The organism is Streptomyces sp. NPDC003032, assembly GCF_053591415.1.
Genome location: NZ_JBSFTT010000009.1, coordinates 235,209 through 247,740, shown reverse-complemented (window position 1 = coordinate 247,740; position 12,532 = coordinate 235,209). Strand labels below are relative to the sequence as shown.

Sequence of the window (12,532 nt, the reverse complement as noted above, 5' to 3'; positions counted from 1 at the left end):
CTCTCGTCCGCACTCTCATCCGCGACCGTCGCGACCGTCATGGGCTCAGTCGGCCAGGGCTGCTTCGAGTGTCTCGTGGACAGTGAAGACGGCCTCCGCGCCGGTGATCTCGAAGACCCGGGCGACCACCGGCAGCATCCCGGCCAGATGGACTCCGCCCCCCGCGGCCTCGGCCTTCAGCCGGGCCCCGAGCAGCACATTGAGCCCCGTGGAATCACAGAACTCAAGACGTGAACAATCGACCACGAGCCGCGCATAGCCGTCCGCGAGACAGCTTTCCAGCGGTTCTCGCAGGAGATCGGCGGTGTGGTGATCGAGCTCACCCGCCGGAGTCACGACGGCGCTCGTGTCCGCCTTCCGCACTTCGACCAGGAGCCGGCCCCTGTGCGCACTGCCGACCGTGCCGCGGTCCATGCCGTCACTCTCTTCCGACCGTCGTGGCTGTTGATGACGCCCCTGAACATTACGCCCTCCACGGGCTTCGGGGTACCCGAACATCCCCCCGAATTCGGACATTTCACACACAAACGCACTTGCGACCGGAGCGCGGAAGCGGGTAGGGGTAGAAGAGACACCAATCGACACGGACGGCTTTGGAGGCGCCGCACACCGCAGTGCACGTATTGGCATCGGCAGCCATATGCCGAGAACGATGGAGGACACCATGTCACCCCGGCTCGACGAATCGCATACTGACCAAGCGACGTCGACACTCCCGCCGCACTCCGCCACCTCGATCCCGGGCCCCTCCCACGAGCCGCAGCCGCAGGCTCAAGCTCAGCCTCAGCCTCAGCCGGTTCAGGAAGCAGCCCTGGAAGGGCTCCACGACCTTCCCGAGATCCCGCCGTACGCCGAGGTGGGGCCGCTGGACGCGAGGGCCCTGTCCAAGACCCTCTTCGAGCGCCTCGAATCGCTTGAGGAAGGCACCCACGAATACGCGTACGTCCGCAACACCCTGGTCGAACTGAACCTCGCTCTGGTGAAGTTCGCGGCCTCCCGGTTCCGCTCCCGCAGCGAGCCGATGGAGGACATCATCCAGGTCGGCACGATCGGCCTCATCAAGGCGATCGACCGTTTCGAACTCAGCCGAGGCGTCGAGTTCCCCACCTTCGCGATGCCGACGATCGTCGGTGAGATCAAGCGCTTCTTCCGCGACACGAGCTGGTCGGTGCGCGTCCCGCGCCGCCTCCAGGAACTCCGTCTGGACCTCGCCAAGGCGGGCGACGAACTCGCCCAGCAGTTCGATCGCGCCCCCACGGTGGGCGAGCTCGCCGAGCGCCTGGGCATCTCCAACGACGAGGTCGTCGAGGGCATGGCCGCGTCCAACGCCTACACGGCGAGCTCCCTGGACGCCCAGCCCGAGGAGGACGACTCCGAGGGCGCGCTCGCGGACCGCATCGGCTACGAGGACCACGGCCTCGAAGGCATCGAGTACGTGGAGTCGCTGAAGCCGCTGATCGCCGAACTCCCGCCGCGCGACCGGAAGATCCTCTCCCTCCGCTTCGTCGCCAACATGACGCAGTCCGAGATCGGCGACGAGCTCGGCATCTCGCAGATGCACGTGTCGCGACTGCTGTCACGCACTCTCGTCAAGCTCCGCAAGGGACTGACGGTCGAGGAGTGAGCGGCGCCGCGCTCCGCTCGAACGGCTCGATGGGGCCCGCCCCTTGAAGGGGCGGGCCCCACTTTTTCTGCCCGAGCAGCCGGTGGCCACGGCCGTCACCACCCCTCCCCCAGCTCACACCAGACCGTCTTGCTGCTCGTCCCCTGCTCGACGCCCCACCGCAACGAGACCGCGTCCAGCAGGGCCAGACCGCGCCCCGCCTCGTCGTCCCCGCCCGCGTGGCGGAGCAGTGGCCAGACGCGCGGCTCGGGGTCGGTCACCGCTACGCGGATCCGTCCGGCGCCGCCGGTGACTCTCACCGTCACGGGGGTGCCCTCGCCGAGGTGTCGGATCACGTTGCTGAGCAGCTCGCTGACGCATAGCTGCACGTCGGGGTGGGGGCCGTACGGGTGTCCGCTCAGGGCGCGGCGGAGTGCGGGGACCGCCTTGGGGACGGCGAGCAGCCCGAGTTCGAAGTCGCGGATGTTGGTGTTGGTGGGGTTGGAGTCGGGGTCTTGCATGGGGGTACGCCTTTCCGTGCGCTCTGTGACGCTTCGATCACACAGTGGCGTGGGGTGGCGTAGCGTGACAGGGGTTTGGGTTCCACAGCGCGAAGTGTGGAGGCGGTCAACTGTGGCGTCACGCAAGGACATCGACGGCTCGGCGAGCGTCCCCGCCTTCTACGGCAAGGAGCTGCGCTGGAAACGGGAGGCGGCGGGGCGCACGCTCCAGGAGACGGTGGAGGGCAGCTACTTCGGGGCGTCGTACCTGAGTGAGATCGAGCGGGGCCAGCGGCGCATGCCGGTAGAACTGGCTTGTCACGTGGACCAGTTCCTGAGAACTGATGGGTTCTTCGAGCGGCGGTGCACGGACGTGCACAAGGCGCAGAAGAGCAAGCACGCCGAGTATCGCGCCCATATCGTGGAGCTGGAAGCACGCGCGAAGGAGATCGAGGAGTGGGACCCCACCCTGATCCCGGGACCTCTCCAACTGGAGCCGTACATCCGGGCGGTTGTCCACGCCGCCCTTCCCCGTGAGACCGAGGAAGCAGTCAAGGCCAAGGTAAAGGCACGACGCGAGCGGGCGTGGCTTTTCGAAGAAGCAAGGGGGCCCGAGTGCTGGCTCGTCATGCACGAGTCGATCCTCCGGCAGCCGATCATCGGTGAGGAGGCGATGGCGGAGCAGCTCGCCCACATCGTCGCCGTCTCCAGATACCGCCGCTTCATTCCACAGATCCTTCCGTGGAAAGCCGGAGCACAACCTTTCATGATGGCCGCGACATGGCTCATGACGTTCACGGACGCCCCACCGATCATGTACACGGAAGGCATGTACAGCGGACAGATCATCGATGAGCCCGATCTCGTGGAGCAGTACACGAGGGCTTACGGTCGGCTCAGAGCTGCGGCTCTGCCGCCCGAGGAGTCCTTGAAGATGATCGAGACGGCGGCGGAGGATTACGGAAACGGCAAGTGCAGTCGCTGGCTTGGGCATCGACGTCTGACGTGAAAGCATCTACAGCAACGGCGCCGGAGGGCTCCGCGTCGAGGTAGCCGACGGCCACCCCGGCGTCATCCCCGTCCGTGACTCCAAGGCCCCGCACGGCCCGACCCTGGTGATCCCCGCGACCGCATGGTCACCGTTCATCGCGGCTGTTGCGAACGGCCAGCTGACCCCGTAGGAGGAAGGCGCGTCGCAGGGCCGGCCGCTAGGCCAAGTCCACGGGCCGCGTGCTCAGTTTGGTCGCGATGCGCGACAGGGCTCGCTGGTCGGCGGGGGACAGTGGGGCCGGCACCGGCTCGCGGCGAGAACCGCTGCCCCTCGGCGGTCGGCGGTCGGATGCCGCGAGCGACGGGCGGCCGATCACGTCGTGCGCCGCGGTGCCACAGGGGGCGTTGCGTGGCGCACGGGTGACCTCATGAGGCGGGGTGGCTCAGGCGGGCAGGTCGCCGGTGTAACGGTAGATGTTGCCGGCGGAGTTGACACCCCACACCGTGCCGTCCGCGCCCGCGCCGATATCGGTGAGCGCCCCGGGAACCTGCACCCAGGGACTGGCGTCGTTGTTGGTGTAGCGGTAGATGTTCCCGGCTGCGTTGACACCCCACACGTTGGTCCTGGACCCCGCCGCGATCCGCACGAGCGCCCCACTGATCTGCTTCCAGTGGGCGGTTTCCTGGTCGCCGGTGTAGCGGTAGATGTTGCCGGCGGAGTTGACACCCCACACCGTGCCGTCCGCGCCCGCGCCGATATCGGTGAGCGCCCCGGGAATCTGCACCCAGGGACTGGCGTCGTTGTTGGTGTAGCGGTAGATGTTCCCGGCTGCGTTGACACCCCACACGTTGGTCCTGGACCCCGCCGCGATCCGCACCAGCGCACCACTGATCTGCTTCCAGTCGGCCATGTGCCGACTCCTCTCCACTGGGAAGTGCTGCACGGCAACGCTGCCCAGCAGAACGGTTCTTTCCATCATCGGATGTAAGGAAAGATCAGGATTGTTGTCCATAAGGGCACGTTTACGGAGTGCGCCACCCGCCCCCCACTGCTCTGATGTCAACTCACAGAGTCGCAGGGCGACGCGAATGAACGTCACCCGTGTGGGTGACCCACGGGCAAGGCGTTGACATAGAAGCGTCAGCTCGTACGGACGCCCCGCTGCCAGCCGTGATCATCTACCCGACAACGCGAATATCAGCGATGCGCCATGGACCAGGCGCCTCTGGTCGCCCTACCGTCCTTGTGCGGCAGGGAAGGAACGGCCCGGCCCTGCGTCAAAGGAGGCGATGATGGCGCGTGAGGAACTGACCCGCCTTACCGGCAGTGTCGGCGGACCCGACTGTGACGACGACGATTGCCCGAACGTCTACCGGACCGAAAGTGGTTCATTCGTCGTCCAAGGCGCCCTGTCCGACACCTTTGCTCCGCCTGCCGGCGAGGGTCTGGTGGAGATTCCCGAACACGTCCTGAAGGAGGCGTTCCGTGCTCTTGGATGGTGAGGACTGGCGTCGGTTCTTCGACTCCTTCGAGCGGGAAGCGTGGCGGTTCGAGGCCCAGCCGACCTACACCATGCCCAGGGAGCAGGAGAACGTCGCCCGCTTCTTGAGGGGCGAGGACAGGCCCGCCGAGCACAATGCCCGCTGGCATGAGCGGGTACGCGGCTACGTCGAATCCGGCAGACGCATAGGCCGCGTCCGCATCGTGCGCCGACCGCTCACCGATTACCAGCGGTACCAATTCGCCTGGGGAATCCCGGCCAACATCGCGGCCGGTGAGGACGTCCGGGTCCTGGATGTGACGCGGGAGGACTACGGCCTGCCGCTCTCCGGGCGTGACTGGTGGATGTTCGACGAGTCCCGCATCGCCCATCTGAATTTCCGGCCGGACGGAACTCAGATCAATCGCGAGGCGTACGAGGGTGACGCGGCCCCCTACCGGGAGTGGAAGCGCATAGCTCTGGAGCACGCCGTGCCCTTCGAGGAGTATGTGAAGGGCCTTGACGTTTGACCCGAGGCAGATGGGCCAGTCAAAGGCTGAACTGGCGGAAACACTCCGCACCATGCGCAAGCGAGCCGGCCGTACGCAGGTCTGGCTCGCTCGGCGCTGCAACGTGTCCCAGACAAAGCTCAGCAACATTGAGACAGGTCGGGTCACGCCGGGACTTGTCGATGTGGAATTGATTCTCAGAGCCCTTGGAGCGCCCCCGGAACTCGTAGTAGAAGTGGCTGCTCTCGCCCGGCTCGCCAATACGGAGTGGCAGGGCAAGCGGGCATCGTGGCGCCGAGGACTGGAAAAGCGGCAAGCAGAGCTGGCCGGCCTCGAAGCGGAGTCCACGGAACTCCGCTACTTCCTGCCTGCCATGGTGACGGGCCTCTTGGCCACACCCGAGTACATCAGGGCCGGCCTTGGTCACTCACCGGTGGATGTCACCAAGACGGTGGCCAGGAAGCTGGAACGGCAAGCGCTCCTCTACGACAGTGCGAAGCGGTTCACCTTCCTGCTGACGGAGCAAGCCGTGAGGTGGGCCGTGGTCCAACCTCCGGCTATGGCCGTGCAGATCGACCACCTCATCTCGGTTTCACGTCTCCCTCACGTGCGTATCGGAGTCGTCCCGCTGGGAACCGTGGTCGGGCGCGGGCCGATGAACACCTTCACCATCTACGACCAACGGTTGACAACCGTCGAGACTTTCACGGGGCGCATAGTTTTTCAGGACGCCAGAGACATCGCGGAACACCTTGATGTGTTCGACCTGTACGAGCGTCACGCAGTGTTCGGTGAAGAGGCCCGCTACCTGCTCCAAGAATGGGCCACCATCTACCGGTCATGATTTTCTATCCCGCAACACGGATAAATCTGGCTTGTTTGTTCTGGGTGGCTGATGATTTCACTGACTCTGAGTCCACCGTTCCCATCTGATCCCAACGGAAGGTGAACCATGCCCGGAACCGATCTGTACGGCCTCCCCCTCTCCGAGGCAGCCGTGTTCAGCAAGGCGTGCGGTGGCAACACGCACCCGGACGGCGAATCATGCGTGACTCTCGCAAAGATCGGCGAGGACGCCTGGGCGATGGGTGACAGCAAGCGGCCCGACGTCCCGCCGCTGCGCTTCACCACGGCCGAGCTGGACGCGGCCGGTATCGACCCGGCGAGGTTCGGGCTTTCCGCCTGACCACGCAAGTGCCTCCGGCCGGGCCCCGCACACTCCGCAGGGCGGGGACCGGCCGGACTCCTCCACTCCGTACTCCCCCGAACGGGACGACAGTGCACCACCATGGCTATCTGTGGATCGGCCCCAAACAACGGTTCGACGAGGACGCTCTGCGCCGACCCCCACCCCCGCACCCGCCCCCGGAGGGCAGCCGGCCCGAGCTGGCCCAACGCCACCGGGAGGTGAAAGCGGAGTTCCCTGTAGTGGACCTGCCGCCGATGGAAACGGCGTATTGGCTGATCAAGCCGGAGAAGCTGATCCGAGGTACGTGGGAGGAGCCGAAGGAGGCCGCGGACTGGCTCGGGGAGCGGCTGGCCGAGTACGCGCCCCGGTTCGACTCCATGCCCTACCGGGACCCTGCGCGCCTCGCGATGTTGGTCGGCTCCGCCGCCGGGCGGCTCGGGTGGGGCGGGGATGTGGCCCACGGCTGCTATCTGGAACGGCCCTCGCTCCTGTTCGTTGCGCTCGTCTGCTGCTCACCGAATCGCTCCCGGCCCGAACTCGCCTGCCCGGCGAGGGCCGTCAGCGGGTGAGGACACCCCGCTGCCAGACCGCCGAGACCAGCGGTACGCCCGGGCGGTACGCCAGGTGTACGTGGCTCGGGGCGTCCAGGAGGGCCAGGTCGGCGCGTGCGCCCTCGCGGAGGGTGCCGATGTCCGTGCGGCGCAGGGCCTTCGCGCCGCCCGCCGTGGCCGACCAGAGTGCCTCGTCCGGGGTCATGCCCATGTCCCGTACGGCGAGGGCGATGCAGAACGGGACCGAGGACGTGAAGGACGAGCCCGGGTTGCAGTCCGTGGAGAGGGCCACCGTCGCGCCCGCGTCCAGGAGGCGGCGGGCGTCCGGCCACTCGGCGCGGGTGGAGAACTCGGCGCCGGGGAGGAGGGTCGCCACCGTGTTGCCCTGGGCCAGGGCGTCCACGTCCGCGTCCGTGAGGTGGGTGCAGTGGTCGGCCGAGGCGGCGTCCAGTTCGACGGCCAACTGGACGCCGGGGCCGTACGAGAGCTGGTTGGCGTGGATGCGGGGGTGCAGGCCCTTCGCCTTGCCCGCCGTCAGGATCGCTCGGGCCTGGTCGCCGTCGAACGCGCCCTTCTCGCAGAAGACGTCGATCCAGCGGGCGTGCGGCGCGCAGGCGTCCAGCATCTCGCCGGTGACCAGGTCCACGTACGCCGCCGGGTCCTCCGCGTAGTCCGGCGAGACGATGTGCGCGCCCAGGAACGTCACCTCCTCCGTGTGCCGCGCCGCGATGCGCAGGGCGCGCGCCTCGTGCTCCGTGGCCAGGCCGTAGCCCGACTTCGTCTCGAACGTGGTCGTGCCCTGGCGGAGGGCCTCGCGGAGGTAGTGCGTGAGGTTCGCCTCCAGTTCCGCGTCCGTGGCCTCGCGGGTCGCCGCGACCGTGGTGCGGATGCCGCCGGCGGAGTAGGGGCGGCCCGACATGCGGGCGTTGAACTCCTGGGTGCGGTCGCCCGCGAAGACGAGGTGCGAGTGGGAGTCGACGAAGCCGGGGATCGCGGCGCGGCCGTCCGCGTCGTACGTGGTGTCCGTGGGCGGTGCCTTGGCGGCGGGGCCCACCCAGGCGATCTTCTCGCCGTCCAGGACTACGGCGGCATCGGTCAACAGGCCCAGGGGGCTTCCGTCGCCCTGTGTGGGGTCGTTGGTGACGAGGCTCGCGATGTTGGTGATGAGGGTGGTGGGCATGGCGTCTCCGGGGTGGGGGCTGGGGTTCGGGCGGGTACTTTTCCCCAATCCCGCCCCTTCCCGAAACCGGGGTTCCGCCCCGGACCCCGCTCCTCAAACGCCGGAGGGGCTGGAACATTCGGGTAGGGGCGGGTTTGGAGAATGCGTCAATCTCGTAGCGCGTCAATCGCCTCCGTCAACGCCGACGGCACATCCGGCACCAACCCATGCGACCCGTCCCGTACGACATGACGGCCCCCCACCACCGTGTGCCGCACGTCCGCCGCCGTCGCCGCGAAGACCGCCGTCTCGGCGGCCAGGCGGGGGACGGGGCCCGCCGTGCGGACCGAGTCCAGGGTGATCGTCGTGAGGTCCGCCAGAGCGCCCCGCTCGATGACGCCCGCGTCGGGCCAGCCGAGCGCCGCGTGGCCGTCGGCCGTGGCCGCCCGTAGCAGCGCCGCCGCTGTCCAGTGGCCCCGCGTGTGCGAGCGGAGCCGCTCGTTCAGCTCCATCGCTCGGGCCTCTTCGAGGAGGTCGATGACGGCGTGGCTGTCACTGCCGAGGGAGAGGGGGCTGCCCGCCCGTTGGAGACGGACCGCCGGGCCGATGCCGTCCGCCAGGTCGCGTTCCGTCGTCGGGCACATGCACGTGCCCGTCGTGGTGCGGCCGAGCAGTGCGATGTCCTCGTCCGTGAGGTGCGTGTTGTGGACGCCTGTGGTGCGGGGGCCGAGGACTCCGTGGTCGGCCAGCAGCCGCGTGGGCGTGCAGCCGTGCACCGCCTGGCACGCGTCGTTCTCCGCCGTCTGTTCGGAGAGGTGGACGTGGAGCGGGGCGCCTCGCTCCGACGCCCACTGTGCGACCACGCCCAACTGGCGGGACGGGACCGCCCGTACGGAGTGGATCGCCGCTCCGACGCGGGCGTGCGGACGCTCCTTCAGCGCCGAGGCCCGCTCGGCCCACGCCTCTGTCGTGCCGTCGGAGAAGCGCAGCTGGTGGCGGTTCGGGGGCTCGCCCCGCGACTCGGAGAGCAGTCCTGAGGCCACGTACGCCGTGTCCAGGAGCGTGATGCGCACGCCCGCGTCCGACGCCGCCTGGATCAGCGCCTCGCCCATCGCGTTGGGATCGGCGTACGGGGTGCCGCCGGGCCCGTGGTGGAGGTAGTGGAATTCGCCGACCGTCGTGACGCCCGCCAGCGCCATCTCCGCGTACACCGCACGCGCGAGCGCGTGGTACTTCTCGGGCGTCAGGCGGTCCGCCACCCCGTACATGACCTCGCGCCAGGTCCAGAAGGTGCCGGAGCCGACCTGGACCGTGCCGCGCAGCGCGCGGTGGAAGGCGTGCGAGTGGGCGTTCGCCAGGCCGGGGAGGGTCAGGCCGCGCAGGATCGTCGCGCCGGGCGGGGGCGCCTCGACGCCCTCGCGGACGGCCGTGATCCGGTCGGCCGTCACCTCCACCGCCACGCCCGGCTCGACGTGGGTGCCGAGCCAGGCGTGCTCCAGCCAGTACGTGTCCGTCTCCGTCCGCTCCGTCGTCACCTGCACGCCAGCCCTTCCAGTACGTCGGCGAGTGCGGTCACCCCGGCCAGGCAGTCGTCCTCGGCGGCGTACTCGGCCGGGGAGTGCGAGACGCCCGTGGGGTTCCGTACGAACAGCATGGCGGTGGGGATGGAGGCGGACAAAATACCCGCGTCGTGGCCCGCGCCCGTGCCGAGGACGGGGATCGGGCGGGCCGCCTCCCCGGTACTCCCGCGGCGCAGGATCGTGCCGAGTTCGTCGCGCAGGGCGTGCCCGAACTCGACGATCGGCGTGAAGGACTCGCGTACGACGTCCAGGTCGATGCCGTGGCGCTCCGCGTACTCCCGGGCGGCCTTCTCGATGCCCGTCACGACCGTGTCGAGGGTCGGCTGGTCGGCGGCGCGGGAGTCCAGCCAGCCGCGTACGAGGGACGGGATGGCGTTGACGCCGTTCGGCTCGACGGAGATCTTGCCGAACGTCGCCACCGCGCCCGCGATCTCCGCCTCGCGGCGGGCGGCGAGCACCGTCTCCGCGTACGTCAGCATGGGATCCCTGCGGTCGGCCAGGCGGGTCGTGCCCGCGTGGTTGGCCTCGCCCCGGAAGTCGAAGCGCCAGCGGCCGTGCGGCCAGATGGCGGACGCGATGCCCACGGGGTCGTCCGACAGGTCCAGGGCGCGGCCCTGTTCGACGTGCAGCTCCACGAACGCGCCGATACGGGCGAGGCGTTCGGGGTCCGGGCCGATCGTCGAAGGGTCGTATCCGGCGGCCTCCATCGCCTCGGGCAGGCTGACCCCGTCGCCGTCGCGCAGCTCGCGCGCGGCCTCGGCGGTGAGCTGTCCGGCGGTGAGGCGGGAGCCTACGCAGGCCAGGCCGAAGCGGGCGCCCTCCTCGTCGCCGAAGTTGACGATCGCCACAGGCTTCGTGAACCGCGCCTCGCGAGCGCGCAGTTCGTCCAGGGCGGCGAAGGAGGAGACGACTCCCAGGGGGCCGTCGAAGGCGCCGCCGTCGGGGACGGAGTCCAGGTGGGAGCCGGTGACGATCGCGTCCCCGGCCGTGGGGTCGCCCAGCCAGGCCCACTGGTTTCCGTTGCGGTCCAGCTCGTGGGTCAGGCCCCTCGACTCCGCCTGGTGTCTGAACCAGGCTCGGCAGTCGGTGTCGGCCTCCGTCCAGGCGTAGCGGCGGTAGCCGCCGCTGTCCTTGTCCCTGCCGATGGGGCTCAGGTCCCGCCACATCTCCTGGAAAGAGGGCGTGGACGTCGCGGGGCTCTGCCCCGGTCCCCGCTCCTCGAACGCCGGAGGGGCTGAACTTCCCGTCACTCGCCTTCACTCTCCCGCATCGGAACCCGTACGCCCTTCTCGTCCGCCACCGACTCCGCGATGTCGTAACCGGCGTCCACATGCCGGATGACGCCCATCCCGGGGTCGTTCGTCAGGACGCGGCGGATCTTCTCGCCCGCCAGCTTCGTGCCGTCGGCGACCGAGACCTGGCCCGCGTGGATGGAGCGGCCCATGCCGACGCCGCCGCCGTGGTGGAGGGAGACCCAGCTCGCGCCCGACGCCACGTTCACCATCGCGTTCAGGAGCGGCCAGTCGGCGATCGCGTCGGAGCCGTCGAGCATGGCCTCCGTCTCGCGGTACGGGGATGCCACCGAGCCGCAGTCCAGGTGGTCGCGGCCGATCGCGAGGGGGGCCTGGAGTTCGCCGCTCGCGACCATGTCGTTGAAGCGCTCGCCCGCCTTGTCGCGCTCGCCGTAGCCGAGCCAGCAGATGCGGGCCGGGAGGCCCTGGAAGTGGACGCGCTCGCCGGCCATCCTGATCCAGCGGTGGAGCGATTCGTTCTCCGGGAAGAGGTCCAGGATCGCCTTGTCGGTCTTGTGGATGTCGGACGCCTCACCCGACAGCGCCGCCCAGCGGAAGGGGCCCTTGCCCTCGCAGAAGAGGGGGCGGATGTACGCGGGGACGAAGCCGGGGAAGGCGAAGGCGCGGTCGTAGCCCGCCAGCTGGGCCTCGCCGCGGATCGAGTTGCCGTAGTCGAAGACCTCGGCGCCCGCGTCCATGAAGCCGACCATCGCCTCGACGTGCTTGGCCATCGACTCGCGGGCCCGCGTCGTGAAGCCCGCCGGGTCCTTCGTGGCGTACGACTGCATCTCGTCGAAGTCGACGCCCGTCGGGAGGTACGCGAGCGGGTCGTGGGCGGAGGTCTGGTCCGTCACGATGTCGATGGGCGCGGACTCGGCGAGCATGCGGGGCAGGAGGTCGGCGGCGTTGCCGAGCAGGCCGATGGAGAGGGGGCGACGGGCGTCACGCGCCTCGACGGCGAGCTGGAGGGCGTGCTCCAGGGAGTCGGCCCGCACGTCGAGGAACCTGTGCTCGATGCGGCGCTCGATCGCGCGCGGGTCGACGTCGATACAGATCGCGACGCCGTCGTTCATGGTGACGGCGAGCGGCTGGGCGCCGCCCATGCCGCCGAGACCGGCCGTGAGGGTGATGGTCCCGGCGAGGGTGCCGTTGAACTTCTTCGCGGCGACCGCGGCGAACGTCTCGTAGGTGCCCTGGAGGATGCCCTGCGTGCCGATGTAGATCCACGAGCCCGCGGTCATCTGGCCGTACATGGTGAGGCCCAGCTGCTCCAGGCGGCGGAACTCCTCCCAGTTCGCCCAGTCGCCGACGAGGTTGGAGTTGGCGATCAGGACGCGCGGCGCCCACTCGTGGGTCTGCATCACGCCGACGGGGCGGCCCGACTGGACGAGCATCGTCTCGTCCTGCTTGAGGGTCTGGAGCGTACGCACCATGGCGTCGAACGACCGCCAGTCGCGCGCGGCCTTTCCCGTGCCGCCGTAGACGACGAGCTTGTCGGGGTGCTCGGCGACCTCGGGGTCGAGGTTGTTCTGGAGCATCCGCAGGGCGGCTTCCTGCTGCCATCCCAGGGCGCTGAGTTCCGTGCCGCGCGGCGCTCGTACGGGGCGGGGTCCTGACATGGGGCGGTGCCTCCTCGGATGAGACTGCCTCGGATGAGACTGCTGTGACCTGTCACCTG

General features: G+C 69.1%; 15 protein-coding genes. 8 read left to right on the top strand and 7 right to left on the bottom strand.

The genetic code is table 11. The annotated features are described in order from the left end of the window. Nucleotides 1-45 precede the first annotated feature (45 nt). The gene (locus ACWDZ7_RS15795) at nt 46-414 is read right to left on the bottom strand and encodes an STAS domain-containing protein (protein ID WP_451797376.1); all 369 of its coding nucleotides are present in this window, start codon (nt 412-414) and stop codon (nt 46-48) included. A gap of 238 nt (nt 415-652) precedes the next feature. On the opposite strand from ACWDZ7_RS15795, the gene ACWDZ7_RS15790 reads away from it, so the two are divergent. Further along, a complete protein-coding gene (locus ACWDZ7_RS15790) occupies nt 653-1,624 on the top strand; it encodes an RNA polymerase sigma factor SigF (protein ID WP_451797375.1) in 972 nt (323 codons plus the stop codon). Between the two features lie 95 nt (nt 1,625-1,719). Here ACWDZ7_RS15790 and ACWDZ7_RS15785 read toward each other — a convergent pair whose 3' ends face one another. Beyond that, complete coding sequence (locus ACWDZ7_RS15785; protein WP_451797373.1) at nt 1,720-2,124, bottom strand: ATP-binding protein; 405 nt, start codon at nt 2,122-2,124, stop codon at nt 1,720-1,722. Between the two features lie 112 nt (nt 2,125-2,236). On the opposite strand from ACWDZ7_RS15785, the gene ACWDZ7_RS15780 reads away from it, so the two are divergent. Then, the gene (locus ACWDZ7_RS15780) at nt 2,237-3,112 is read left to right on the top strand and encodes a helix-turn-helix domain-containing protein (RefSeq protein ID WP_451797372.1); all 876 of its coding nucleotides are present in this window, start codon (nt 2,237-2,239) and stop codon (nt 3,110-3,112) included. 4 nt (nt 3,113-3,116) lie between these two features. Next, entirely contained in the window at nt 3,117-3,284 is a 168-nt protein-coding gene (locus ACWDZ7_RS15775; protein ID WP_451797464.1) for a DUF397 domain-containing protein, read from the top strand. A gap of 252 nt (nt 3,285-3,536) precedes the next feature. Here ACWDZ7_RS15775 and ACWDZ7_RS15770 read toward each other — a convergent pair whose 3' ends face one another. Then, nucleotides 3,537-4,004, bottom strand: a complete 468-nt coding sequence (locus ACWDZ7_RS15770; RefSeq protein ID WP_451797370.1) for a tectonin domain-containing protein — start codon at nt 4,002-4,004, stop codon at nt 3,537-3,539. 382 nt (nt 4,005-4,386) lie between these two features. On the opposite strand from ACWDZ7_RS15770, the gene ACWDZ7_RS15765 reads away from it, so the two are divergent. From ACWDZ7_RS15765 to ACWDZ7_RS15745, 5 genes are all read left to right on the top strand, one after another. Continuing rightward, entirely contained in the window at nt 4,387-4,596 is a 210-nt protein-coding gene (locus ACWDZ7_RS15765; protein WP_451518781.1) for a hypothetical protein, read from the top strand. Next, a complete protein-coding gene (locus tag ACWDZ7_RS15760) occupies nt 4,580-5,104 on the top strand; it encodes a DUF6879 family protein (protein WP_451797369.1) in 525 nt (174 codons plus the stop codon). The genes ACWDZ7_RS15765 and ACWDZ7_RS15760 overlap by 17 nt, the downstream gene beginning before the upstream one ends. After that, complete coding sequence (locus ACWDZ7_RS15755) at nt 5,094-5,927, top strand: helix-turn-helix domain-containing protein (RefSeq protein ID WP_451797367.1); 834 nt, start codon at nt 5,094-5,096, stop codon at nt 5,925-5,927. Before ACWDZ7_RS15760 ends, ACWDZ7_RS15755 begins: the two co-directional genes overlap by 11 nt. 108 nt (nt 5,928-6,035) lie before the next feature. Beyond that, entirely contained in the window at nt 6,036-6,269 is a 234-nt protein-coding gene (locus ACWDZ7_RS15750) for a DUF397 domain-containing protein (protein WP_451797366.1), read from the top strand. Nucleotides 6,270-6,361: 92 nt separating this feature from the next. Continuing rightward, nucleotides 6,362-6,841, top strand: a complete 480-nt coding sequence (locus ACWDZ7_RS15745) for a hypothetical protein (RefSeq protein ID WP_451797364.1) — start codon at nt 6,362-6,364, stop codon at nt 6,839-6,841. On the opposite strand, the gene hutI is transcribed toward ACWDZ7_RS15745, so the two are convergent. From hutI to hutU, 4 genes are all read right to left on the bottom strand, one after another. Then, nucleotides 6,831-8,003, bottom strand: a complete 1,173-nt coding sequence (gene hutI / locus ACWDZ7_RS15740) for an imidazolonepropionase (RefSeq protein ID WP_451797362.1) — start codon at nt 8,001-8,003, stop codon at nt 6,831-6,833. The two genes, ACWDZ7_RS15745 and hutI, sit on opposite strands and share 11 nt — an antisense overlap. 146 nt (nt 8,004-8,149) lie before the next feature. After that, nucleotides 8,150-9,517, bottom strand: coding sequence for a formimidoylglutamate deiminase (locus ACWDZ7_RS15735; protein WP_451797463.1), 1,368 nt, complete (start codon nt 9,515-9,517; stop codon nt 8,150-8,152). Further along, nucleotides 9,514-10,728, bottom strand: a complete 1,215-nt coding sequence (locus ACWDZ7_RS15730; RefSeq protein ID WP_451797462.1) for an allantoate amidohydrolase — start codon at nt 10,726-10,728, stop codon at nt 9,514-9,516. Before ACWDZ7_RS15730 ends, ACWDZ7_RS15735 begins: the two co-directional genes overlap by 4 nt. A gap of 80 nt (nt 10,729-10,808) precedes the next feature. Further along, nucleotides 10,809-12,473: a urocanate hydratase gene (gene hutU, locus ACWDZ7_RS15725; RefSeq protein ID WP_451797360.1), complete on the bottom strand. Its 1,665-nt coding sequence runs from the start codon at nt 12,471-12,473 to the stop codon at nt 10,809-10,811. Nucleotides 12,474-12,532: the final 59 nt, after the last annotated feature.

What these genes read in the sequence shown, in the direction of transcription:
- ACWDZ7_RS15730 (WP_451797462.1), bottom strand. Translation starts at nt 10,728, where the DNA reads ATGTGGCGGGACCTGAGCCCCATCGGCAGGGACAAGGACAGCGGCGGC.
- hutI (WP_451797362.1), bottom strand. Translation starts at nt 8,003, where the DNA reads ATGCCCACCACCCTCATCACCAACATCGCGAGCCTCGTCACCAACGAC.
- ACWDZ7_RS15770 (WP_451797370.1), bottom strand. Translation starts at nt 4,004, where the DNA reads ATGGCCGACTGGAAGCAGATCAGTGGTGCGCTGGTGCGGATCGCGGCG.
- ACWDZ7_RS15790 (WP_451797375.1), top strand. Translation starts at nt 653, where the DNA reads ATGGAGGACACCATGTCACCCCGGCTCGACGAATCGCATACTGACCAA.
- ACWDZ7_RS15795 (WP_451797376.1), bottom strand. Translation starts at nt 414, where the DNA reads ATGGACCGCGGCACGGTCGGCAGTGCGCACAGGGGCCGGCTCCTGGTC.
- hutU (WP_451797360.1), bottom strand. Translation starts at nt 12,473, where the DNA reads ATGTCAGGACCCCGCCCCGTACGAGCGCCGCGCGGCACGGAACTCAGC.
- ACWDZ7_RS15785 (WP_451797373.1), bottom strand. Translation starts at nt 2,124, where the DNA reads ATGCAAGACCCCGACTCCAACCCCACCAACACCAACATCCGCGACTTC.
- ACWDZ7_RS15750 (WP_451797366.1), top strand. Translation starts at nt 6,036, where the DNA reads ATGCCCGGAACCGATCTGTACGGCCTCCCCCTCTCCGAGGCAGCCGTG.
- ACWDZ7_RS15765 (WP_451518781.1), top strand. Translation starts at nt 4,387, where the DNA reads ATGGCGCGTGAGGAACTGACCCGCCTTACCGGCAGTGTCGGCGGACCC.